Here is a 22,590-nt window from a genome sequence, read left to right as displayed (position 1 = left end):
CTCGACTTGAATCTGACACTGATGTCAGGTTCTAGCGTACGGTCATGACGCAGATCCTGGAACCCACCTCCCTCGGCCCCCTCGCCCTCCCCAACCGCCTGGTGATGGCCCCGATGACCCGCAACCGCGCCGCCGCCGACGGCACCCCCACCGGCCTCATGGCCGAGTACTACGCCCAGCGCGCCTCCGCCGGTCTGATCGTCGCCGAGGCCGCGACGCCGAACGCGGTGGGGCAGACGTATCCGAACATCACCGCGATCCACACCCCGGCCCACATCACCGGCTGGCGGCGGGTGACGGACGCCGTGCGGGAGGCGGGCGGACGGATGTTCCTCCAGCTCCAGCACGGTGGCCGGGTCGGCCACCCGGCGAACAGCGGACACACCCCGCTCGCCCCCTCCCCCGTCCCGCTCCCCGACACGGTCTTCACCCCCGACGGTCACCAACCGGCCGTCACACCGAGGGAGATGAGCCTCGACGACATCCACGCCACGGTCGCCGACTTCGCGACCGCCGCGCGGAACGCGGTCGAGGCGGGCTTCGAGGGCGTCGAGGTGCACTCCGCCAACGGCTATCTCCTGCACCAGTTCCTGGCCCGCAACACCAACCGCCGCACGGACGCGTACGGCGGCTCCGTCGACGCCCGCATCCGGTTCACGGCGGAGGTCGTCGAGGCCGTCGCCGCGGCGGTCGGAGCCGGGCGGGTGGGCGTACGGCTCTCCCCCGGGCTCACCGTCAACGGCATCGAGGAGGGCGACACGGCGGACCTCTACCCGGCGCTGGTCGCCCGGCTGAACCGCCTGGGGCTCGCCTATCTGCACGTCGTGCACGCCGATCCGGACGCGCCGGTGTTCCAGCGGATCCGCGCGCAATGGCACGGCACCCTCATCGCCAACCCGGTGCTCGGCGAACTCGCCACGGGGGCCGTGACCGACGCCGCGCACCGGCTCCTCGACGCGGGCGCCGACCTGATCGCCCTGGGCCGGCCGTTCCTCGCCAACCCCGACCTCGTCGCACGGCTGCGGCTGGGGGCACCGCTGAACCCCGTACGGGACCGCTATCTGATGTACGTGGGCGGGGCGGCCGGATACACCGACTACCCCGCCCTGTACGAAACCGGCTCTCAGCCGTCGAGCGACTCGATCGTCGCGTTGGACGGCGCCCGGGTCGCCTGAAGGTCCCGCGCCACGTCCTCCGCCGCGCCCAGCACCCGTACCGCGTTCTGCCAAGTCAGCTTGGCGAGGTCGGCGTTGGACCACCCGCGGTCGAGCAGCTCGGCGATCAGGTTCGGATAGCCGGACACGTCGTCCAGGCCGTCCGGGGTGAACGCCGTGCCGTCGTAGTCGCCGCCGATGCCGAGATGGTCGACGCCCGCGACCTCGCGCATGTGGTCGAGATGGTCGGCGACCGTCGACACCGTGGCGATGGGGCGCGGGGTGCGCTCCTCGAAGGCGCGGTGCACCTTCATCGCGTCGGGGGTGGTGGCGAGGTGGTGGAAGCCGTGGGCCCGCATGTTGTCGTCGGCCGCGGCCGTCCAGTCCACGGCGGCCTGGAGCACGAACTTCGGCACGAAGGTCACCATCGCCATGCCGCCGTTGCCCGCGAGGCGTTCCAGGACGTCGTCCGGGATGTTGCGGGGATGGTCGCACACGGCGCGCGACGAGGAGTGCGAGAAGATCACCGGGGCCACCGAGGTGTCCAGCGCGTCCCGCATCGTCGTGGCCGCCACATGCGACAGGTCGACGAGCATGCCCTCGCGGTTCATCTCCGCGACCACGGCACGGCCGAAGGCCGACAGACCGCCCACGTTCGGCTCGTCCGTCGCCGAGTCGGCCCAGTCGTTGTTGTCGTTGTGCGTGAGCGTCATGTAGCGCACGCCCAGCGCGTACAACCCCCGCAGTGTGGCGAGGGAGTTGGCGATGGAGTGCCCGCCCTCCGCGCCCATCAGCGAGGCGATACGGCCCTCCGCGCGCGCCGCCTCCATGTCGGCCGCGGTGAGCGCGGCGCGCAGGGCGTCCGGGTGGCGGTCGATCAACTGCCGTACGCAGTCGATCTGTTCGAGGGTCGCCGGCACCGCGTCGGGCAGGTCCGAGCGGACGTACACCGACCAGTACTGCGCGCCCACGCCACCGGCCCGCAGTCGCGCGAGGTCGGTGTGCAGATGGGCGCTCTGGTCGGTGGCGATGTCACGGGCGTCGAGGTCGTAGCGGACCTGTTCGCGCAGGGCCCAGGGCAGGTCGTTGTGGCCGTCGACGACCGGGAACTCGGCGAGGAGTTCCCGGGCGGTCTCCAGTGCGCTCACGGCGGTCACTTCCCGAAGCCGAAGCCGTTGCCCGGCCCTTCGACCTTGGCGCGCAGCCGCTTGCCCTTCTCGGTGGCCTGGTCGTTGAGCTCCTGCTGGAACTCCTTCATCCGGCCGAGGAGTTCCTCGTCGGAGGTGGCGAGGATACGGGCGGCGAGGAGACCGGCGTTGCGGGCCCCGGCGACGGAGACGGTCGCGACCGGGACGCCCGCTGGCATCTGCACGATCGACAGCAGCGAGTCCATGCCGTCGAGGTACTTCAGCGGGACCGGGACGCCGATGACGGGCAGCGGGGTGACGGAGGCGAGCATGCCGGGCAGGTGGGCGGCACCACCGGCTCCGGCGATGATCGCCTTGAGGCCACGCCCGGCCGCCTCCTCGCCGTACGCGATCATCTCGCGCGGCATGCGGTGGGCCGAGACGACATCGACCTCGTACGCGATCTCGAACTCGTCGAGGGCCTGGGCGGCGGCCTCCATGACGGGCCAGTCGGAGTCCGACCCCATGACGATGCCTACGACAGGGCTCATTCGGTGATCGTGCCTCTCAGGTAACCGGCTGCGTGACGCGCGCGCTCCAGGACGTCGTCCAGGTCGTCGCCGTAGGTGTTGACGTGGCCGACCTTGCGTCCGGGCTTCACGTCCTTGCCGTACATGTGGATCTTGAGCTGGGGGTCGCGGGCCATGCAGTGCAGGTACGCGGAGTACATGTCGGGGTAGTCGCCGCCGAGGACGTTGACCATGACGGTCCACCTGGCGCGCGGGCGCGGGTCGCCGAGCGGGAGGTCGAGGACGGCCCGGACGTGGTTGGCGAACTGGCTGGTGATCGCGCCGTCCATCGACCAGTGGCCGCTGTTGTGCGGGCGCATGGCCAGCTCGTTGACGAGGATGCGGCCGTCGCGGGTCTGGAACAGCTCGACGGCGAGGTGGCCGACGACGTCCAGTTCCTTGGCGATGGTCAGCGCCATCTCCTCGGCCTTCAGCCCGAGGGCCGGGTCCAGATCGGGGGCCGGGGCGATCACGGTGTCGCAGACGCCGTTCACCTGCTGGGACTCGACCACCGGGTAGGCGACGGCCTGGCCGTGCGGGGACCGTACGACGTTGGCGGCGAGCTCGCGGACGTAGTCGACCTTCTCCTCGGCGAGGACGGGCACACCGGCCCGGAAGGGGTCCTCGGCCTCCTCGACGGAGTCGACGACCCACACGCCCTTGCCGTCGTAGCCGCCGCGGACGGTCTTCAGCACGACCGGGAAGCCGTCGCCCTCCTCGGCGAACGCCACCACGTCCGCCGGGTCGCTCACGATCCGGTGCCGTGGGCACGGCACCCCGATCGCGTCGAGCCTCGCCCGCATCACGCCCTTGTCCTGGGCGTGCACCAACGCGTCGGGACCGGGGCGCACGGGGATGCCGTCCGCCTCCAGCGCCCTGAGGTGCTCGGTGGGTACGTGTTCGTGATCGAAGGTGATCACATCGCAGCCCCTCGCGAACTCACGCAGCGTGTCGAGGTCGCGATAGTCGCCGATGACGACATCGCTCACCACCTGCGCCGCGGAATCCTGAGGGGTGTCACTGAGGAGCTTGAATCTGATGCCTAGCGGGATGCCCGCCTCGTGTGTCATACGAGCGAGCTGACCCCCGCCGACCATGCCGACTACCGGGAACGTCACGCTCCTAGGGTATCGGCCACGCCACGGCGGCCGGATTCCGCTCCTCCTGCGCCCCCTTTGTGCCTGCTTTCCGCCCGCTTTCCGCCGCTCATACCAGCTTCTTTACGGCGGTGTGCGTCCGCCCACAGGCAACCGGGAGGGGGGATGGTTAGCATGGCTGGGTTGACGAAACCGACCGACGTCGACGAAACCGACCGACTGGGGGCCTGTACTTCCATGGGACGTGGTTCCTCAGGGCTGCGCAGGCTCGTGCACGAGATCGCCAAGTTCGGCGCCGTGGGCGGTGCGGGGCTGCTCGTCAACCTTCTCGTCTTCAACCTGGTGCGGCACACGACCGACCTCCCGGTGGTGCGCGCCAGCGTGATCGCGACGGTGGTCGCGATCGTCTCGAACTACATCGGCTTCCGCTACTTCACGTACCGCGACCGCGACAAGAGGGGCCGTACGAAGGAGCTGACGCTGTTCCTGCTGTTCAGCGCGGTCGGCCTGGTGATCGAGAACGGCGTCCTCTACGTGGCGACGTACGGCTTCGGCTGGGACAGCCCGCTGGCCAGCAATGTCTTCAAGTTCGTCGGCATCGGCATCGCGACCCTGTTCCGCTTCTGGTCCTACCGGTCGTGGGTCTTCAAGGCGCTGCCGGCCCCGGAGCTGGTGGCGAGCGCGGAGGAGATCCTGGCGGAGGCGGAGAAACGGCCGCGCTCCCAGCAGAGGGTCGGCTGAGAAGCCTCGGCATCCGTCCGCCCTAGCGAACCGTAGGCTCCTGCTCGTCCACCGACGGCTTCTTCAACGGCGTACGCGACAGGAACAGCCCGAACACCGCCGGCTGGGCCTGAAGCATCTCCAGGCGCCCGCCGTCCGCCTCCGCGAGGTCACGCGCGACCGCCAGGCCGATCCCCGTCGAGTTCCGCCCGCTGATGGTCCGCTCGAAGATCCGCGCCCCGAGGTCGGCCGGCACCCCCGGCCCCTCGTCGGTCACCTCGATGACGGCCTGGTTGCCGGTGACGCGGGTACGCAGCGCCACCGTGCCGCCCCCGTGCATGAGCGAGTTCTCGATCAGCGCCGCCAGCACCTGCGCGACCGCGCCCGGCGTGCCGACCGCCCGCAGATGCCGCTTGCCGGAGCTGACGATGGCCCGGCCCTCGCTGCGGTAGGCGGGGCGCCACTCGGCGAGCTGCTGCTGGATGACCTCGTCGAGGTCGAAGGAGACGGCGGAGCCGGTGCGGGGGTCGCGGGCGTTGGTGAGCAGCCGCTCGACGACGTCCGTCAGTCGCTCCACCTGCGTCAGCGCGATCGTCGCCTCCTCCTTCACCGTGTCCGGGTCGTCGGTGAGGGTGATCTCCTCCAGGCGCATGGACAGCGCGGTCAGCGGGGTGCGCAGCTGGTGGGAGGCGTCGGCGGCGAGGCGCCGCTCGGCGGTGAGCATGCGGGCGATGCGCTCGGCGGAGGAGTCGAGGACGTCGGCGACCCGGTCCAGCTCGGGGACGCCGTACCGCTTGTGCCGGGGCCGGGGGTCGCCGGAGCCGAGGCGCTCGGCGGTCTCGGCGAGGTCGGTCAGCGGTGAGGCCAGCTTGTTGGCCTGCCGTACGGCGAGCAGCACGGCGGCGATCACCGCGAGCAGTGCCACCGCCCCGATGATCAGCAGGGTCCGGCCGACCTCGCGGGTCACGGACGAGCGCGGCTCCTGGACGGTGACCGTCTCGCCCTCCTCGCCTCTCTCGGTGGAGCTGATGACGTCACCGGTGGGCCTGGTGCCGACCTCGATGAGCGGCTCGCCGGGGATGCGGATCTCGGCGTACCGCTCCCCCGCGACCTGGTCCTTGAGCACGTCCGCGTCGACGGTCTGCTCGCCGAGGAGCCGGCTGTCGATGATGCTGGCCAGCCGGACCGCCTCGGAGTCGACGCGTTCCTGGGCGCTGTTACTGATGGTCCGGGTCTCGACGATGACCAGCGAGACGCCGAACACGGCGATGACGACGAGAACGACGGCGAGCGTCGACTGGATCAGGCGGCGGCGCACGGGGGTCGGCTAGCTCTTCTCGAACCGGAAGCCGACACCGCGCACGGTGGCGATGTAGCGGGGGTTCGCCGCGTCGTCGCCGAGCTTCTTGCGCAGCCAGGAGATGTGCATGTCGAGGGTCTTGGTGGAGGACCACCAGGTGGTGTCCCAGACCTCGCGCATCAGCTGGTCGCGGGTGACGACCCGGCCCGCGTCGCGCACGAGGACGCGCAGCAGGTCGAACTCCTTCGCGGTGAGCTGGAGCTCCTCGTCGCCCATCCACGCGCGGTGCGACTCGACGTCGATCCGCACGCCGTGGGTGGCCGGCGGCTGCGCGGGCTCGGCGGCGCCGCGGCGCAGCAGGGCCCGGACCCGGGCGAGCAGTTCGGCGAGGCGGAAGGGCTTGGTGACGTAGTCGTCGGCGCCCGCGTCCAGACCGACGACGGTGTCCACCTCGTCGGCGCGCGCGGTCAGGATGAGGATCGGCACGGCGTGACCTTCGGCACGCAGCCGGCGGGCGACTTCGAGGCCGTCCATGCCGGGCAGACCCAGGTCGAGCACGACCAGGTCGACACCGCCCTGCATTCCGGCGTCGAGTGCGGTGGGGCCGTCCTCACGCACCTCGACCTCGTACCCTTCCCGGCGCAGTGCGCGGGCCAGCGGCTCCGAGATGGACGCATCGTCCTCGGCGAGCAGTACACGGGTCATGAGCTGATGGTAGACCGCGGAATGCAGATGCTGGGGTGTGATCGCAACCCCGTGATTCTTACCATGGGGCGATTTGGTACGAACCTATGTACCAGAGGTGAGAGGGTAGTAAGAGCCTTAGAAAAGTGTGCGCGGTTCCATCGGCGCCTGTGATCCATGTCTCAAGTCCTTCCATTTCCGGCAGTGTCCTGCCGTATGGTGAAAGACGCCTTTTGCAGCACGGGGACCTTTGGCAAAGCAGTTCACGCTGAAGGTCTCTTTCATGTGCGGGCCGGCCACCGCCAGCCTTGAAGCACGTTGTGCGTCCCCACCAGCAAGGAACGACCAATGGCGTCCAGCCTGACGAAGGACTCGGTCCGCCCGGGCACCCCCGGCTCCGAGCAGACCTTCTTCGGCCACCCCCGCGGACTGGCCACTCTCTTCATGACCGAGATGTGGGAGCGTTTCTCCTACTACGGCATGAGGGCTCTCCTCCCGCTGTACCTCGTCGCCCCGGGCGGCCTCCACCTGAGCGCCGCTACCGCGACCGCGATCTACTCCGTGTACGTGTCGCTGGTGTACCTGCTCGCCCTGCCGGGCGGCTGGTTCGGCGACCGTGTCTGGGGCCCCCGCAAGACCGTCGCCGTCGCCGGTGGCGTGATCATGCTCGGCCACCTCACCCTGGCCCTGCCGTCCTCCGGCACCTTCTACGCCGGTCTCGGACTGGTGGCGATCGGCTCCGGTCTGCTGAAGGCCAACATCTCCACGATGGTCGGCCACCTCTACGACGGCCCGGACGACCCGCGTCGCGACGGTGGCTTCACCGTCTTCTACATGGGCATCAACCTCGGTGCGTTCGCCGCGCCGCTGGTCATCGGCACCATCGGTGAGAACGTCAACTGGCACCTGGGCTTCGCGCTCGCCGCGCTCGGCATGGCGCTGGGCCTCGGCCAGTTCCTGATCGGCTCCCGTCACCTGGCGGACCGCTCCAGCGTCGTCCCGACGCCGCTGTCGGCCCAGGAGAAGGCCTCGACGCTGCGCAAGGCCGCCATCTGGGCGGGCATCGCCGTCGTCTTCTACGCGATCGTCGGCTTCTCCGGCCACTACACCCTGAACTGGCTCCTGGTCCCGCTGACCCTGCTCGGTCTGATCATCCCGGTGATGGTGCTGGCCCGCATCAAGCGCGACAAGGACCTGGACCGCACCGAGCAGCGCTCGATGTCGGCGTACATCTGGTTCTTCGTGGCCGCGGCCGTGTTCTGGATGATCTACGACCAGGGCGGCTCGACCCTGTCGATCTTCGCCGACTCCTCGGCCGACAACACCATCTTCGGCTGGGAGTTCCCGGTCTCCTGGTACCAGTCGGTCAACCCGGTCCTGATCATGGCCCTGGCCCCGGTCTTCGCCTGGTTCTGGCTCGCGCTGAACCGGCGCGGCAAGGAGCCGAGCACGATCGTGAAGTTCTCCTCCGGTCTGGTCCTGGTCGGCGCGTCCTTCTTCCTGTTCCTCGCCCCGCTGTCGATCGCCGAGGGCGGTCACAAGGCGGCGGCGGCCTGGCTGGTGGCGATCTACTTCGTCCAGACCGTCGGTGAGCTGCTGCTCTCCCCGGTCGGCCTGTCGGTGACGACGAAGATGGCGCCCGCCAAGTACGCCTCCCAGATGATGGGTGTCTGGTTCCTGGCGGTGACCGCGGGTGACGCGACCACGGGTCTGCTGTCCATCGCGGGCGTCGACCTGAACAAGACGGGCATCGTCGCCCTGGAGGCCACGCTCGCCGTGGTCGCCGGTGTCGCGGTCTGGATGTACCGCAGCCGGGTCAAGGAGCTCATGGGCAGCGTCCACTGAGCCGAGGCTGTATTCGAAGGGCCGCCGCACCGTCCGGTGCGGCGGCCCTTCGGGGTTTCAGGCGCGTCGCCTGCCCGGCATGAACGTGAACACCGCCGCGCCCAGCAGAACGGCCGTTCCCGCCACCAGACCCAGCGCCTTGAGCGCGCCGTGATCCTCGGAACCGGTCGCCGCCAGGCCGCCCGAGGAGCCCGCGCCGGACGAGCTTCCACCGGTCGAGGAGCCACCGGACGCCCCGCCCTCCTGCTCCGTCGTGTCCAGCTTCAGCGACACCGACGTCGAGTCCGGCTTGCACGTCGTCGTCGTACCGAGCGCCTCGATCGTCAGGACACCCGGCGACAGTGTCGACTCACCCGTCGCCCCCGGCTTGTACGTGCCGGTCATGTCCGGGATCTCGATCGGGTCGCCCGCCTTGATGTCCTCGGTGTTGGTCGGGCCCTCCACATGCACCGAGCCCTTGTCGGCGCCGCCCAGGACCACCTCCATCGACGGCTTGATCGAGTCCTTCGGGATGTTGGCCGGGCTGTTCATCGGCGACTTCTTGAACTGCACGGTGAGACCGAAGTTCCCGCCGTCCTTCTTGGCGTTGATCTGGATCGTCGAGGTCGCCTTCTGGGTGCCGATCGGCGACTCACACGTGTACGGGACGTCGACGACCTCGCCGGTGAAGTCGGTCTGTCCGCTGTCGGACGCCGTGGCGCTCGGGGTCGACGAGGCGCTCTCGCTGGGCTCCTCGGAGGCGCTGGAGGTCGGGCTCGCGGTGTCGGTCGGCTCGTCGGAGGTCGTCGGGGTCGGTGAACCGCCGTCGCCCGCCTCGACCTTGATCGTCGCCGCGGCCGGTACGGCCTCGCTCGGCGTGCACTTGGTGTCCGTGCCGTACGCGGTGACGGTGTACGCGTCCGGCGTCAGCGTGACCTCACCCGCCGTCGTCAGTTTCAGGGTGCCCTTCATGTCGGAGAGCACCATGTCGCCGCCCTTGGGGATGGGCGGGTTCTCCTGCGGTCCCGCCATGGGGATGCCGGCACTCTGCGCGCCGGCCGCCTTGAGGGTGCCGGACGGCTTGACCTGGTTCTCCCCGATGTCGATGAGGTCGGGGTTCTTCGAGGCGGCCTGCACGAACTTCCACACCACCTCGACCTCGTCGCCGACCTTGGCGGTGGCGGGCGCGGTGATCTCCACCTTGGTGGTGCCGTCCACGGGGTCGAGGCCGACGCCCGCGGGCGGCACGCAGTGCGTCGCGTACGACACCTCCGCGGCCTGCGCGGGGGCGACGGCGACGCCGATGAGGGCGCCCGCCCCGCAGAGCGCCAGCGCGACTCTGACACGGTCCGGTACGGCTCTCCTTCGCTTGCTCACGTGGGTCCCTTCCTGGTGGGAGTCGTCGGGCTGTCGTCGTGCGGTGCGGAGAGCCGACCTGCCGTGCCCGGATCGGAGTCCGGGGTGAACCACGGCAGGGTCGAGGACGGGGGCGGCTGTTCGGCGGGGCCGCTGCGCAACCCCGGGAGCCGCAGGGTGAGTTCGGGCAGCCGCAGCCGGGCGGGGGCGCGGGAGGAGCGGCCCGGACGGCGGGGCCGCACCCGGTCGATGGCGGCCATCGCGGCACGGAACAGCGCGGCGGGCACGACCAGACAGACCAGCACCCAGAACAGGGTCACGCCCCAGGGCCGGCCGACCCCCCAGGGCTGTTCGGCGAGGACCTTGCCGCCGTACTTGAGGGAGACCGTGTAGTCGCCGTGGGCGCCGCCCGTCAGCTCGACGGGCAGCTCGATGCGGGCCTTCCTCCCGGGCTCGATGGTGCCGCGCCACTGCTGTTCCTCCCACTGCGGGGCGAACACACCGTGGGAGGTGCCGACCTGGAAGAGGGGGTTCTTGACGGCCGAGGTGCCGACGTTGCCGACGGTGAAGACGAGGGTGCGCGCGGGAGGCGAACCGAACCAGGTGAGCAGGCCGCCGGAGCCGTCGAGGCGGGTGTCGGTGAGGACGGAGAGCCGTCCGCCGGAGGTCTCGGCGGGCAGCGGCTCCACGGCGTGCCCGGCCACCTGGAAGATCGCGTCCGCCTCCGCCTTCGCCCCGGTCACCGTCGCCACATGGACCACACAGGGGCAGGGCACCGGCGGTTCGGCGACCGGCAGTTTCCTGTTGAAGCGGCCCTTGGCGTCGGTGGTGACGGCCCGGCCGTCGGCATTGGCGCAGGAGTTGGTGCCGCCGGGCACACCGCGGGAGGGCACCGCCTGTCCGCAGATCAGGATCATCAGCAGCGCCTTCGCCCGCCAGCCGCTGCCGGTGACGGTGACCGAACCACCGGTGCCGGCCTGCGACTTGGAGAGCCTGACGGTGGGCTGCTCGGCGGCCCGCACCGGGCCGACCGACACCGACGCCAGCAGCAGTGCCAGCACCGCCGCCCCGAGAATCCGCAGCTTCACGACACCGCTCCCGTCAACTCGGCTCCCGGACAAGCGGGTTCGGGCAGGACCGCCGTACGGCGCCTGTGCCGTCGTACGACAAGCAGCCGCCGTACGGCGCACAGCGCGCCCCCGGCCGCCACCACCCCCGCGCCGGCCGCCACCGCGCCCCACGGCCCGACGCCCGTCGACACCCGCGCCTCGTCGCGTGCCCCGCCCGCCGCCGTGACCGTCAGCCGCACCTCGACGGAGTCGAGCGCGGGCCGGTCCCAGGGTTCGCCGAGTCGCACCCGGCGGCCCGGCGCCAGTTCGAGGGGCAGGGTGCGCGGGGCGCGGTCGAGGAGGCGGCCGAGGAGACCGTCGGCGCGGACCGCGAGCCGCGGCGTGAGAGGGGTCGTACCGCGGTTGACCAGCTCGTAGGTGATGCGGTCGGCGTGGACCGCCACGTGCTCGACGGTCAGCGCGGAGACCCTCGGGACGGAGGCGCGCAGATGGAGGGGGACCCGCAGGGTGCGGCCGTCGGTGTCGCGGGCGACGAGCTCGGCGGTGGCGTCGTCGGCCGGGACCGTCGTCGTGAAGGGCACGTCGGTGCGGGTGCGCGGGGGCAGCCGGAGGCGGTCGTCGGCGAAGGCGACCTCTGCCCCGGCCGCGCGCAGCGAGACGTCCACGGGCGTCGGGCCGCGGTTGGTCAGGGACACCGTGTCCTGGAGCGCCGTGCCGGGCTCGCCCTCGGCGTAGAAGGCCGGCCGCGCCTCCCCCGCGGGCGCGGCCGACCAGCCGCCGGCAGCGGTCGCCGGGGGCGCGACGGCCAGGAGCGTGAGGACGGTCGCCCCCAGCACGGCGAGGACGACGGGGACGGCACGGACGGCGGACGGCATCGGCGGCTCCAGCTGTCGTACGGCGTGCGGTGTCAGCGACGGGCCGCCTGATGCCTGCGCGTCAGCCACAGCGCGCCCGCCGCGCCCGCGAGCAGCACCGTGCCTCCGAGGGTGCCCAGCGCGATCGCCGAGTCCTCGGGGCCGGTCTGCGGGAGTTCGCCGCCGGAGTCCGTGCCGGAGCCGGAGCCGGAGCCGCTCTGGGTGCCGGTCGCGGCGGTGACGTCCAAAGTGAGCGAGGGGCCGGGGCTGTTGGTCGGCGTGCAGGTGGTCGTGGTGCCGAGCGCCTTGATGGTGAGGACGCCCGCGGTGAAGGTGACCTTGCCGGACTTCTTCGGGGTGTACGTCCCGCTCAAGTCGCTGATCTTGATGGGGGTGTTGGCGGGGACGACCGCCTGGTTGGCGGGCCCGGACACGTTCAGGGTGCCGCTGTCGGCCCCGCCCAGCTTGATGACGGCGCTCGGCGCCATCGCGCCCTTGCCCAGGTCGACCGGGCTGGAGGAGACGCCCTTCTGCCACGACATGGTGATCTTGTAGCCGCTGCCGCTCTTGACGCCCTTGATGTCGATGGGCGAGACGGCGCTCTTGTCGCCGATCGGTGTCTTGCACTGGTACTTGACGTCGACCACCTCGGCGTGGGCGGCGGGGGCTGCCATCAGCACCGCCGACCCGGCCAGGGCCGCGGCGGACGCGAGCGCGGCGGTTCGATTCCGGTACGACACGGTTCCGCTCCCTCTTCCTCGGTTCTGACGGCACATCAGATTCGGCCGTCAAGGTACGCCCGGGGTCGTGAGGAAGGAAGACACGGAGCGCGCCGGAGTTGTGACGATCCGGCGCGCACGCAAGGGGGTTCGGGTGGAGGGCTGGCCCCCGGGTCAGTGCTGGAGCATGCCCACCTCGTAGTCGCCCCCCGGCTGCCGGATCATGACGTTCATGCGGTTGAAGGTGTTGATGAGGCCGATCAGGATCACGAGGGCCATCAGCTGCTCCTCGTCGTAGTGCTTCGCGGCGTTCTGCCAGACCTCGTCCGGGACTCCGGCGCCGTCGGCGATACGGGTACCCGCCTCCGCCAGCTCCAGGGCCGCGCGCTCGGCCTCGGTGAAGGCCTTGGCCTCGCGCCACGCCGCCACCATGAGCAGGCGCTCCATGGTCTCGCCCGCGGCGGCGGCCTCCTTGGTGTGCATGTCGAGACAGGCCGCGCAGCCGTTGATCTGGCTCGCCCGGATCTTGACCAGTTCCTGGGTCGCGGCGGGCAGGGCCGACTCCACGAGCGCCTTGTTCGCCGAGAGGAAGTGGGGCAGGACCTTGCGCATGAGCGGGACGCCGAAGGGGTTGAGGCGGGCTTCCACGGTGTGCTCCTCTGCCGTCGCTTGGGCTTACACACCCAGGACGAGAGGGGCTGGTTCCCCTGTGACATCGGCGCGCGTGACGTGCGTCACCACGTCGTCGCGGCTACGCCGGAGCGCCCAGTTCCGCCCAGACCGTCTTGCCGGCGGCCCCCGGGTTGCGGACGACACCCCAGTCCAGGCACAGCCGCTGCACGATGAACATGCCGTGTCCGCCGGGGCGGCCCGCGCGGTGCGGGGTGCGGGGTGCGGGCTGGCCCGCGCCGCGGTCGGAGACCTCGACCCGGATCACCTTGTTGTCGCAGGTGATCCACAGCTCGTCCGGGCCCTCGGCGTGCAGACAGGCGTTGGTGACCAGCTCGGAGACGACCAGCAGCACATCCTCGGCGGCGGCCCGCTGGTCGGCGGTGGCGGCGGGCAGCCAGCCCCACGCGTACAGCGCCTGCCGGGCGAAGTCGCGGGCCATCGGGACGACACCGCTCGCGCCGTCGAAGTTCAGTCTGCGGACCTGCCGGCCCGCCGAGGACTCAGACGGCACGGCCGCACCCCCTTCGGACGCCCCTGAAGCGCCGTCGGCCTCCGGGCCGCCGTCGCCCGGCGAGTAAGGCCGGGTGCTGCTCATCAGCGCTTCACCTCACCGATTCACCAGTTCACGATTCAAAAGTCACGTTGCAGTACGTCGCACGGAGGCGGATTCGCGGGTCGTACGACCCCGGACTGTCCCCCGCGCGACTGTCAGGGTGTCTCCTGCCCGACCGAACCGGCAGAACACCCCCTGTTTCGGCACGGAAGGCGCGACCCGGGGAAAACGCTGTTCCACCTGGGACGACGGGGCGCTCCGCGCGGCCGGCGCGGACCGGCTCAGCCGGTCTCGTCGGCCAGGGCCGCGGCGAGCGTGTCATGGACCGTGAAGACCGCGTCGGCGCCCGTGATCTCGAAGACGCGTGCCACGACGGGCAGCATCCCCGCGAGATGCACGCCACCCCCGGCGGCCTCCGCCTTCAGGCGCGCACCGAGCAGGACGTTCAGGCCGGTGGAGTCGCAGAACTCCAGGCGTGAACAGTCGACCACAAGGCGGCTGAAGCCCTTGGACAGACATTCCTCTAGTGGTTCACGCAACAGATCGGCCGTATGGTGATCCAACTCACCTGCCGGGGTCACGACGGCGCTGACGCCCTCTTCTCGCACCTCGACCAGAAGCCGGCCAGACTGTGCGCTGCCGACCGTCCCGCGGTCCATGCCGTCTCTCTCTCCCGACGTCGTGGCTGCTGCTGACGCCCTCGAACACTACGCCTTCCTCACACACCCTGACACCCGAACATCCGCACACAAACGGACATTTCCCCACAGAACGCACTTGCGGCGAGGTCGGGAAACCGGGTAGGGCTAGTAGAGACACGTAAACGACACGGCCGGCTTTGGAGGCGCCGCACACCGCAGTGCACGCACGGCTTCGGCAGCCACATGCCGAGAACGATGGAGGACATCATGTCACCCCGGCTCGACGCATCGCATACCCATCAAGCGACGTCGACATCCCCCCCGGAACAGCTGGATCCCATCGAGCAGGACGCCCTCGCGGGCCCTGACGCAGACGACGCGCTCGCCGGGCTCCCGGAGATCCCCCCGTACGACCAGGTGGGGCCGGTGGACGCGAGGGCTCTGTCCAAGACCCTCTTCGCTCGCCTGGAGTCGCTGGAGGAAGGGACCCACGACTACTCGTACGTCCGCAACACGCTCGTCGAACTCAACCTGGCCCTGGTCAAGTTCGCCGCCTCCCGCTTCCGCTCCCGCAGCGAGCCGATGGAGGACATCATCCAGGTCGGCACGATCGGCCTGATCAAGGCGATCGACCGCTTCGAGCTGAGCCGCGGCGTGGAGTTCCCCACCTTCGCGATGCCGACGATCATCGGCGAGATCAAGCGCTTCTTCCGCGACACCTCGTGGTCGGTGCGGGTCCCGCGCAGGCTCCAGGAGCTCCGCCTCGACCTGGCCAAGGCCGGCGACGAACTGGCGCAGAAGCTGGACCGGGCGCCGACCGTGGGCGAGCTCGCGGAGCGCCTGGGGCTGTCGAAGGACGAGGTCGTCGAGGGCATGGCCGCCTCCAACGCGTACACCGCGTCCTCCCTGGACGCGCAGCCGGAGGAGGACGACGCCGAGGGCGCGCTGGCCGACCGGATCGGCTACGAGGACCACGGCATCGAGGGCATCGAGTACGTGGAGTCCCTGAAGCCCCTCATCGCCGACCTCCCCTCCCGGGACCGGAAGATCCTCTCCCTGCGCTTCGTGGCGGGCCTGACCCAGTCGGAGATCGGCGACGAGCTCGGCATCTCGCAGATGCATGTCTCGCGGCTGCTGTCACGCACGCTGGTGCGGCTGCGAAAAGGGCTGACGATCGAGGAGTGACCTGATCCTCTGAGTTGTTCCGGCTTTTTATCGAGTGCGGGGCGTGCGCGTCAGACGACGCGTACGCCCCGTCGCCATACCCCGCTCACCAGCGGTACGCCCGGCCGGTAAGCCAGGTGCACATGGCTCGGGGCGTCGAGGAGGGTCAGGTCCGCGCGGGCGCCCGCCGTGATCCTGCCGACGTCCGTGCGGCGCAGGGCCGCCGCGCCGCCCGCCGTGGCCGACCAGACCGCCTCGTCCGGGGTCATGCCCATGTCCCGCACGGCGAGCGCGATGCAGAACGGGACGGACGAGGTGAAGGACGAGCCCGGGTTGCAGTCGGTGGAGAGGGCCACGGTGACGCCGGCGTCCAGGAGACGGCGGGCGTTCGGCCACTCGGCGCGGGTGGAGAACTCGGCGCCGGGCAGCAGCGTGGCGACGGTGTCGCCGTTGGCGAGGGCGTCGACGTCGGCGTCCGTGAGGTGGGTGCAGTGGTCGGCGCTCGCCGCGTCCAGCTCGACGGCCAGTTGGACGCCGGGGCCGTAGGAGAGCTGGTTGGCGTGGATGCGCGGGTGCAGGCCCCTGGCCTTGCCGGCGGTGAGGATCGCGCGGGCCTGGTCGCCGTCGAAGGCGCCCTTCTCGCAGAAGACGTCGATCCAACGGGCGTACGGGGCACAGGCGTCGAGCATCTCGCCGGTGACGAGGGCGACGTACGCCGCAGGGTCGTCCGCGTGGTCCGGGGAGACGATGTGCGCGCCCAGGTAGGTGACCTCGTCGGTGTGGGCGGCGGCGATGCGCAGGGCGCGGGACTCGTCGCGGGTGGTCAGGCCGTAGCCGGACTTCGTCTCGAAGGTCGTCGTGCCCTGGCGGAGGGCCTCGGCGAGATAGCGGGTGAGGTTGGCTTCGAGGTCGGCGTCGGTGGCCGCTCGCGTGGCCGCGACGGTCGTACGGATACCGCCGGCGCTGTAGGCCCGGCCCGACATACGGGCGTTGAACTCCTGGGTGCGGTCGCCCGCGAAGACGAGGTGGGAGTGGGAGTCGACGAACCCGGGCAGAACGGCCCGTCCCCCGGCGTCGACCCGGTTGTCAGTGGCGGGTGCTTTGCTTGATTCACCGGTCCACACGATGCGGTCGCCGTCGATGACGACGGCCGCGTCCTGGATCAGGCCGAGGGGGGAGCCGTCACCCAGGGAGGGGTCGTTGGTGACCAGCGTGGCGATGTTGGTGATGACGGTGCTGGTGCTGCTCATGGCGTCCTTGTCGGTCGTCTTCAGGAGCGCAGGGCTCAGGAGCGGAGGGCTTCGACGGCCTGCGCCAGCGCGTGCGGCACATCCGGTACGAGGGTGTGCGCCCCGTCGCGTACGACGTGCCGTCCGCCCACGATCGTGTGCCGTACGTCCGCTGCCGTCGCCGCGAATACGGCCGTCTCGGCGCCGAGCCTGGGCAGCGTCCCCGCTGTCCTGACCGAGTCGAGCGCGACGGTCGTGAGGTCGGCGAGGGCGCCGGGCTCGATGGTGCCCGCCTCGTCCCAGCCGAGGGCCGCGTGGCCGTCGGCGGAGGCGGCCCGCAGCAGTGCCGCCGCCGTCCAGTGGCCCCGGGTGCGGGTGCGCAGCCGCTCGTCGAGCTCCATCGCGCGTGCTTCTTCGAGCAGGTCGATGACGGCATGGCTGTCGGAGCCGAGGGAGAGCGGCGAACCGGCCCTCTGTAGGGCGACGGCCGGTCCGATGCCGTCCGCGAGGTCCCGCTCGGTCGTCGGGCACATGCACGTCCCGGTCCCGGAGCCGCCGATGAGGGCGATGTCCTCGTCGGTGAGGTGGGTGTTGTGGACGCCGGTGGTGCGGCGGCCGAGGACGCCGTGGTCGGCGAGGAGCCGCGTCGGCGTGCACCCGTGGGCTTCCCGGCAGGCGTCGTTCTCGGCGGTCTGCTCGGACAGATGCACATGGAGCGGGGCCCGCCGCTCCTCGGCCCACGCGGCCACGGTCGCCAACTGCCCCGCGGGCACCGCCCGGACGGAGTGGATGGCGGCGCCGATCCGCGCGTGATCCCGTTCCTTGAGAAGTGAACAGCGTTCGGCCCAGGCCTCCGCGGTGCCGTCGGAGAAGCGGAGCTGGTGGCTGTTCGGCCGCTGCCCGAAGCCCGCGGAGAGGTAGGCGGTGTCGAGGAGGGTGATCCGGATGCCGGCGTCGGCGGCGGCCGCGACGAGGGCCTCGCCCATGGCGTTGGGGTCGGCGTAGGGGGTGCCACCGGGGGCGTGGTGGAGGTAGTGGAACTCACCGACGCAGGTCACCCCGGCCAGCGCCATCTCCGCGTACACGGCGCGGGCGAGGGCGTGGTAGCTCTCCGGGGTCAGCTGGTCGGCGGTGGCGTACATGACCTCGCGCCAGGTCCAGAAGGTCCCGGAGCCGACCTGGACGGTGCCGCGCAGGGCGCGGTGGAAGGCGTGGCTGTGGGCGTTGGCGAGGCCGGGGAGGGTGAGACCGCGCAGGATCTCGGCGCCGGGCGGCGGGGTGTCGACGCCGGTGCGGACGTCGCTGATGCGGCCGTCCCGGGTCACCACCGCCACGCCCGGCTCGACGTGGGTGTCGAGCCAGGCGTGCTCCAGCCAGTACATGGTCACGTGGTGGCCAGTCCTTCCAGTACGTCGGCGAGGGCGAGGACCCCGGCCACGCAGTCGTCCTCGGCCGCGAACTCGGCCGGGGAGTGCGAGACGCCGGTGGGGTTGCGTACGAACAGCATGGCGGTCGGGACGGTCCCGGAGAGGATTCCGGCGTCGTGTCCGGCACCGGTACCCAGGACGGGGACGCTCAGCTCGCTGTCCCGGCCCAGGATCCGGGCGAGTTCGTCGCGCAGGGCGTGGTCGAACTCGACGACGGGCGTGAAGGACTCACGGACGATGTCGAGCGCGATGCCGTGGGCGTCGGCGTACTCGCGGGCGGCCTTCTCGATCCCGCCGACGACCTGGTCCAGGCTCGCCTGGTCGGCGGCGCGGGAGTCGAGCCAGCCGCGCACGAGGGAGGGGATCGCGTTGACGCCGTTGGGTTCGACGGAGATCTTGCCGAAGGTGGCGACGGCACCGGCGAGTTCGGCCTCGCGGCGGGCGGCGAGGACGGTCTCGGCGTAGGACAGCATCGGGTCGTGCCGGTCGACGAGGCGGGTGGTGCCGGCGTGGTTGGCCTCGCCCCGGAAGTCGAACCGCCACCGTCCGTGCGGCCAGATGGCGCTGGCGATGCCGACCCGGTCGCCGGAGATGTCCAGCGCCCGCCCCTGCTCGACATGCAGCTCGACGAAGGCACCGATACGGCCGAGCCGCTCCGGGTCGGCGCCGAGGGCGTCAGGGTCGTACCCGGCGGCTTCCATGGCCCGGGGGAGGGTGATCCCGTCCCCGTCGGTCAGCTTGTGCGCCTGCTCGACGGTGAGCTGTCCGGAGGCGAGCCGGGAGCCGACACAGGCGAGCCCGAAGCGGGCGCCCTCCTCGTCACCGAAGTTGACGAGGGCGAGGGGCTTGGTGAACTCCACCTGCCGGGCCCGCAGTTCGTCGAGGGCGGCGAAGGAGGACACGACCCCGAGCGGCCCGTCGAAGGCCCCGCCGTCGGGCACGGAGTCCAGATGCGACCCGGTGACGACGGCGTCCCCGGCGGCCGGATCCCCGAGCCAGGCCCACTGGTTGCCGTTCCGGTCGACCTCGTAGGCCAGCCCACGGTCCTCGGCCTGGGTCCGGAACCAGGCCCGGCACTCCGTGTCGGCGCCGGTCCAGGCGAACCGGCGGTAGCCGTGGGAGTCGGCGTGGCGGCCGATGGGGAGCAGCTCGCGCCACATGGTGTGGAACGAGCTGCCGTCGGACGTCTCCGTCACGCCGAGTCACCCTCACGCATCGGCACCCGCACCCCGCGCTCGTCCGCCACCGCTTCCGCGATGTCGTACCCCGCGTCGACGTGCCGGATGACGCCCATGCCAGGGTCGTTGGTGAGGACGCGGCGGATCTTCTCGCCGGCCAGCGCGGTGCCGTCGGCGACCGTGACCTGTCCGGCGTGGAGGGAGCGGCCCATGCCGACGCCGCCGCCGTGGTGGATGGACACCCAGGAAGCGCCGGAGGCCACGTTGACCATGGCGTTCAGCAGCGGCCAGTCGGCGATCGCGTCGGAACCGTCGAGCATGGCCTCGGTCTCGCGGTACGGGGAGGCGACGGAGCCGGAGTCGAGGTGGTCGCGCCCGATGGCCAGCGGGGCCGCCAGCTCACCGCTCGCCACCATGTCGTTGAAGCGCTCGCCGGCCTTGTCGCGTTCGCCGTAGCCGAGCCAGCAGATGCGGGCCGGGAGGCCCTGGAAGTGGACCCGCTCCCCGGCCATCTTGATCCAGCGGGCGAGGGACTCGTTCTCCGGGAAGAGGTCGAGGATCGCCTTGTCGGTCTTGGCGATGTCGGAGGCCTCGCCGGACAGCGCGGCCCAGCGGAAGGGGCCCTTGCCCTCGGAGAAGAGGGGGCGGATGTAGGCGGGGACGAAGCCCGGGAAGGCGAACGCCCGGTCGTATCCGGCGAGCTGGGCCTCGCCGCGGATCGAGTTGCCGTAGTCGAAGACCTCCGCGCCGGCGTCCATGAAGCCGACCATCGCCTCGACGTGCCGGGCCATGGACTCGCGGGCGCGGGTCGTGAACCCGGCCGGGTCCTTCGCCACCGCGTCCGCCATGTCGTCGAAGTCGACGCCCAGCGGCAGGTACGCCAGCGGGTCGTGCGCCGAGGTCTGGTCGGTCACGATGTCGATGGGGGCGCTCTCGGCGAGCATCCGGGGCAGCAGATCGGCCGCGTTGCCGAGCAGGCCGATGGAGAGCGGGCGGCGGGCGTCGCGGGCCTCGACGGCGAGCCGGAGGGCGTGCTCCAGGTTGTCGGCCTTGACGTCGAGGTAGCGGTGCTCGATGCGGCGCTCGATGGCCCGGGGGTCGCAGTCGATGCAGATGGCGACGCCGTCGTTCATGGTGACGGCGAGGGGCTGGGCGCCGCCCATGCCGCCGAGGCCGGCGGTGAGGGTGATCGTGCCGGCGAGGGTGCCGCCGAACTTCTTCGCGGCGACGGCGGAGAAGGTCTCGTAGGTGCCCTGGAGGATGCCCTGGGTGCCGATGTAGATCCAGGAGCCTGCGGTCATCTGGCCGTACATGGTCAGGCCGAGGGCCTCCAGGCGGCGGAACTCCTCCCAGTTGGCCCAGTCGCCGACCAGGTTGGAGTTGGCGATGAGGACGCGCGGGGCCCACTCGTGGGTCTGCATGACGCCGACGGGGCGGCCGGACTGGACGAGCATCGTCTCGTCCTGCTTCAGCGTGCGCAGCGTGCGGACCATCGCGTCGAAGGAGCGCCAGTCGCGGGCCGCCTTGCCGGTGCCGCCGTAGACGACGAGCTTGTCGGGGTGCTCGGCGACCTCGGGGTCGAGGTTGTTCTGGAGCATCCGCAGGGCGGCTTCCTGCTGCCATCCCAGGGCGCTCAGTTCCGTACCGCGCGGCGCTCGGACGGGGCGGGGTCCTGACATGGTCTGCCTCCTCGTGGACTGTTTGGCTCTCTATTCACATACTCGCCGCCTGAATAGAGCTAGTCAATAGCGCGGTCCCCCGGCGCGAGCGCGTCGCGGGTGTTTGGCTGGATGCATGGGTGCGGACAACGACCTGACGGGGGACGTCATGGACAGCGAAGGACAGGGTGAGCGCGCCGTCCGGCGGGACGACGCGGTGCGGGCGGCGGTGGAGCAGGGGCTGCTGGGGCCCGACTCCCCGATCGTCGGGCTGCTCGACGTGGCCGGCATCCGGGAGTCGGCGGCGGAGCTGCGGGCGGCCTTCGACGCGGTCACCGCGCCCGGCACCCCGGTGCTGCACGCGTTCGCGGTGAAGGCGACCCCGCTGGTGCCGGTGCTGCGGCTGCTGGCGGAGGCCGGGATCGGGGCGGAGGTGGCGAGCCCGGGCGAGCTGGCGCTGGCGCGGGCGGCGGGGCTGACCCCGCGGCAGACGGTGCTGGACTCGCCCGCGAAGACGCCCGCCGAGCTGCGGGAGGCGCTCGCCCTCGGTATCGCCGTGAACGCCGACAATCCGCAGGAGCTGGACCGCATCGACGCGCTCATCCGGTCCGCGGCAAGCCGGTCCCCGCTGGGAATCCGGGTGAATCCGCAGGTCGGCGGGGGTTCCATCGGGGCGACCTCGACGGCGACGGCGACCTCGAAGTTCGGGGTGGCGCTGCGTGACCCCGGCGCCCGGGAGTGGCTGCTGCGCGCCTACGCCGACCGGCCCTGGCTGAACCGGCTGCACGCGCACACCGGCTCCCAGGGCATCCCGCTGTCCCTGATGGCGCGGGGTGTCGCGGAGACGTACGCGCTCGCCGAGGAGATCAACCGGCACATCGGGCGCCCGCAGATCGACACGATCGACATCGGCGGCGGGCTGCCGGTCAACTTCGGCTCGGACATGACGGCGCCGACGTACGCGCAGTACGCCCGGCTGCTGAGCGAGGCGGTGCCGGGGCTGTTCGACGGGCGGTACGGACTGGTGACCGAGTTCGGGCGGTCGCTGCTGGCCAAGCACGGGACGGTCGTGGCGCGGGTGGAGTACGCCAAGAGCGCGGGCGGGCGGCCGGTGGCGGTGACGCACGCGGGCGTGCAGGTGGCGACGCGGACGGTGTACGTGCCGGGGTCGTGGCCGCTGAGGATCGCGGCGTACGACGGGAAGGGGCGGCCGAAGGAGGGGCCCGAGGTGGTGCAGGACATCGCGGGGCCGGCCTGCTTCTCGGGCGACCTGCTGGCCGAGGGCAGGGCGCTGCCCCTGCTGGAGCAGGGTGACTACGCGGCGGCGCTGGACACGGGGGCGTACTACTTCGCGCATCACTACGCGTACAACTCCCTGGCCCGGCCGGGCATTTACGGCTTCGCGCCGGGCGAGGGCAACGGGGTCGCGTTCGTGACCGTCCGCACCCCGCAGACGCTCGACGAGATCGTGGCCGAGTCCGGAGGGGCGCACGCGTCAGCCCTCACCACCCTCTGAGCAGCCGTGCGCCGTTGACGCAGGCCGGTGGACATGTGGGTCAACTGTCCGGAAAACGAGCCCAGTTGACCCACCTTA

The 22,590-nt window shown here is 71.2% G+C and carries 21 protein-coding genes; 5 read left to right on the top strand and 16 right to left on the bottom strand.

The window, feature by feature from the left end; all coding sequences use genetic code 11:
• The first annotated feature begins 44 nt into the window (after positions 1-44).
• Positions 45-1,175 (top strand): alkene reductase, encoded by a 1,131-nt coding sequence (locus tag OG866_RS26205; protein WP_329338327.1) that lies wholly within the window; start codon positions 45-47, stop codon positions 1,173-1,175.
• Here the strand turns inward: OG866_RS26205 and OG866_RS26200 are convergent.
• From OG866_RS26200 to OG866_RS26190, 3 genes are read right to left on the bottom strand one after another with little or no spacing between them, the layout of a single operon-like run.
• Positions 1,124-2,311 carry a dipeptidase gene (locus OG866_RS26200; RefSeq protein WP_443063565.1) on the bottom strand — a complete coding sequence of 396 codons (1,188 nt, stop codon included), beginning with the start codon at positions 2,309-2,311 and terminating at the stop codon, positions 1,124-1,126. The genes OG866_RS26205 and OG866_RS26200 overlap by 52 nt on opposite strands.
• Positions 2,308-2,832, bottom strand: a complete 525-nt coding sequence (purE, locus tag OG866_RS26195; RefSeq protein WP_329338323.1) for a 5-(carboxyamino)imidazole ribonucleotide mutase — start codon at positions 2,830-2,832, stop codon at positions 2,308-2,310. Before purE ends, OG866_RS26200 begins: the two co-directional genes overlap by 4 nt.
• Positions 2,829-3,968 carry a 5-(carboxyamino)imidazole ribonucleotide synthase gene (locus OG866_RS26190; protein WP_329338322.1) on the bottom strand — a complete coding sequence of 380 codons (1,140 nt, stop codon included), beginning with the start codon at positions 3,966-3,968 and terminating at the stop codon, positions 2,829-2,831. The genes purE and OG866_RS26190 overlap by 4 nt, the downstream gene beginning before the upstream one ends.
• A gap of 216 nt (positions 3,969-4,184) precedes the next feature.
• On the opposite strand from OG866_RS26190, the gene OG866_RS26185 reads away from it, so the two are divergent.
• Positions 4,185-4,688, top strand: coding sequence for a GtrA family protein (locus OG866_RS26185; RefSeq protein WP_329338320.1), 504 nt, complete (start codon positions 4,185-4,187; stop codon positions 4,686-4,688).
• Positions 4,689-4,710: 22 nt separating this feature from the next.
• On the opposite strand, the gene OG866_RS26180 is transcribed toward OG866_RS26185, so the two are convergent.
• Both OG866_RS26180 and OG866_RS26175 read right to left on the bottom strand, forming a co-directional pair.
• The gene (locus OG866_RS26180) at positions 4,711-5,985 is read right to left on the bottom strand and encodes an ATP-binding protein (RefSeq protein WP_329338318.1); all 1,275 of its coding nucleotides are present in this window, start codon (positions 5,983-5,985) and stop codon (positions 4,711-4,713) included.
• Between the two features lie 9 nt (positions 5,986-5,994).
• Complete coding sequence (locus OG866_RS26175; RefSeq protein WP_016436346.1) at positions 5,995-6,672, bottom strand: response regulator transcription factor; 678 nt, start codon at positions 6,670-6,672, stop codon at positions 5,995-5,997.
• 327 nt (positions 6,673-6,999) lie between these two features.
• Here OG866_RS26175 and OG866_RS26170 point away from each other — a divergent pair, with 327 nt between their 5' ends.
• Complete coding sequence (locus tag OG866_RS26170) at positions 7,000-8,496, top strand: oligopeptide:H+ symporter (RefSeq protein WP_329338314.1); 1,497 nt, start codon at positions 7,000-7,002, stop codon at positions 8,494-8,496.
• Positions 8,497-8,553: 57 nt separating this feature from the next.
• Here OG866_RS26170 and OG866_RS26165 read toward each other — a convergent pair whose 3' ends face one another.
• The 7 genes from OG866_RS26165 to OG866_RS26135 form a co-directional block, all read right to left on the bottom strand.
• Positions 8,554-9,852 (bottom strand): hypothetical protein, encoded by a 1,299-nt coding sequence (locus OG866_RS26165; RefSeq protein WP_329338313.1) that lies wholly within the window; start codon positions 9,850-9,852, stop codon positions 8,554-8,556.
• Positions 9,849-10,919: a hypothetical protein gene (locus OG866_RS26160; RefSeq protein ID WP_329338311.1), complete on the bottom strand. Its 1,071-nt coding sequence runs from the start codon at positions 10,917-10,919 to the stop codon at positions 9,849-9,851. The genes OG866_RS26165 and OG866_RS26160 overlap by 4 nt, the downstream gene beginning before the upstream one ends.
• Complete coding sequence (locus tag OG866_RS26155) at positions 10,916-11,776, bottom strand: hypothetical protein (RefSeq protein WP_329338310.1); 861 nt, start codon at positions 11,774-11,776, stop codon at positions 10,916-10,918. Before OG866_RS26155 ends, OG866_RS26160 begins: the two co-directional genes overlap by 4 nt.
• A gap of 32 nt (positions 11,777-11,808) precedes the next feature.
• A complete protein-coding gene (locus OG866_RS26150) occupies positions 11,809-12,495 on the bottom strand; it encodes an LPXTG cell wall anchor domain-containing protein (RefSeq protein ID WP_329338308.1) in 687 nt (228 codons plus the stop codon).
• 153 nt (positions 12,496-12,648) lie between these two features.
• A complete protein-coding gene (locus OG866_RS26145) occupies positions 12,649-13,122 on the bottom strand; it encodes a carboxymuconolactone decarboxylase family protein (RefSeq protein WP_329338307.1) in 474 nt (157 codons plus the stop codon).
• A gap of 103 nt (positions 13,123-13,225) precedes the next feature.
• Complete coding sequence (locus OG866_RS26140) at positions 13,226-13,741, bottom strand: ATP-binding protein (protein WP_329338306.1); 516 nt, start codon at positions 13,739-13,741, stop codon at positions 13,226-13,228.
• 239 nt (positions 13,742-13,980) lie between these two features.
• Positions 13,981-14,358, bottom strand: a complete 378-nt coding sequence (locus tag OG866_RS26135; RefSeq protein WP_329338305.1) for an STAS domain-containing protein — start codon at positions 14,356-14,358, stop codon at positions 13,981-13,983.
• 237 nt (positions 14,359-14,595) lie between these two features.
• Between OG866_RS26135 and OG866_RS26130 the strand changes: the two genes are divergently transcribed.
• A complete protein-coding gene (locus OG866_RS26130) occupies positions 14,596-15,525 on the top strand; it encodes an RNA polymerase sigma factor SigF (protein ID WP_329338303.1) in 930 nt (309 codons plus the stop codon).
• 50 nt (positions 15,526-15,575) lie between these two features.
• On the opposite strand, the gene hutI is transcribed toward OG866_RS26130, so the two are convergent.
• The 4 genes from hutI to hutU are packed head-to-tail and all read right to left on the bottom strand — an operon-like array spanning position 15,576 to position 21,017.
• Positions 15,576-16,754, bottom strand: coding sequence for an imidazolonepropionase (hutI, locus tag OG866_RS26125; protein WP_329338301.1), 1,179 nt, complete (start codon positions 16,752-16,754; stop codon positions 15,576-15,578).
• A 35-nt stretch (positions 16,755-16,789) separates the two neighbouring features.
• On the bottom strand, positions 16,790-18,115 hold the full coding sequence (locus OG866_RS26120) for a formimidoylglutamate deiminase (protein ID WP_329344310.1): 1,326 nt from the start codon (positions 18,113-18,115) through the stop codon (positions 16,790-16,792).
• Positions 18,116-18,117: 2 nt separating this feature from the next.
• Positions 18,118-19,320 (bottom strand): allantoate amidohydrolase, encoded by a 1,203-nt coding sequence (locus tag OG866_RS26115; RefSeq protein ID WP_443063660.1) that lies wholly within the window; start codon positions 19,318-19,320, stop codon positions 18,118-18,120.
• Between the two features lie 32 nt (positions 19,321-19,352).
• A complete protein-coding gene (gene hutU, locus OG866_RS26110; RefSeq protein ID WP_329338298.1) occupies positions 19,353-21,017 on the bottom strand; it encodes a urocanate hydratase in 1,665 nt (554 codons plus the stop codon).
• A 115-nt stretch (positions 21,018-21,132) separates the two neighbouring features.
• Here hutU and OG866_RS26105 point away from each other — a divergent pair, with 115 nt between their 5' ends.
• Positions 21,133-22,512, top strand: a complete 1,380-nt coding sequence (locus tag OG866_RS26105; protein ID WP_329338297.1) for a diaminopimelate decarboxylase — start codon at positions 21,133-21,135, stop codon at positions 22,510-22,512.
• Positions 22,513-22,590 lie beyond the last annotated feature (78 nt).

It is taken from the genome of Streptomyces sp. NBC_00663 (genome assembly GCF_036226885.1).
Classification (GTDB): domain Bacteria; phylum Actinomycetota; class Actinomycetes; order Streptomycetales; family Streptomycetaceae; genus Streptomyces.
Note: the sequence above shows the minus strand (reverse complement) of the source record. Positions and strands in the feature narration are given on the sequence as shown.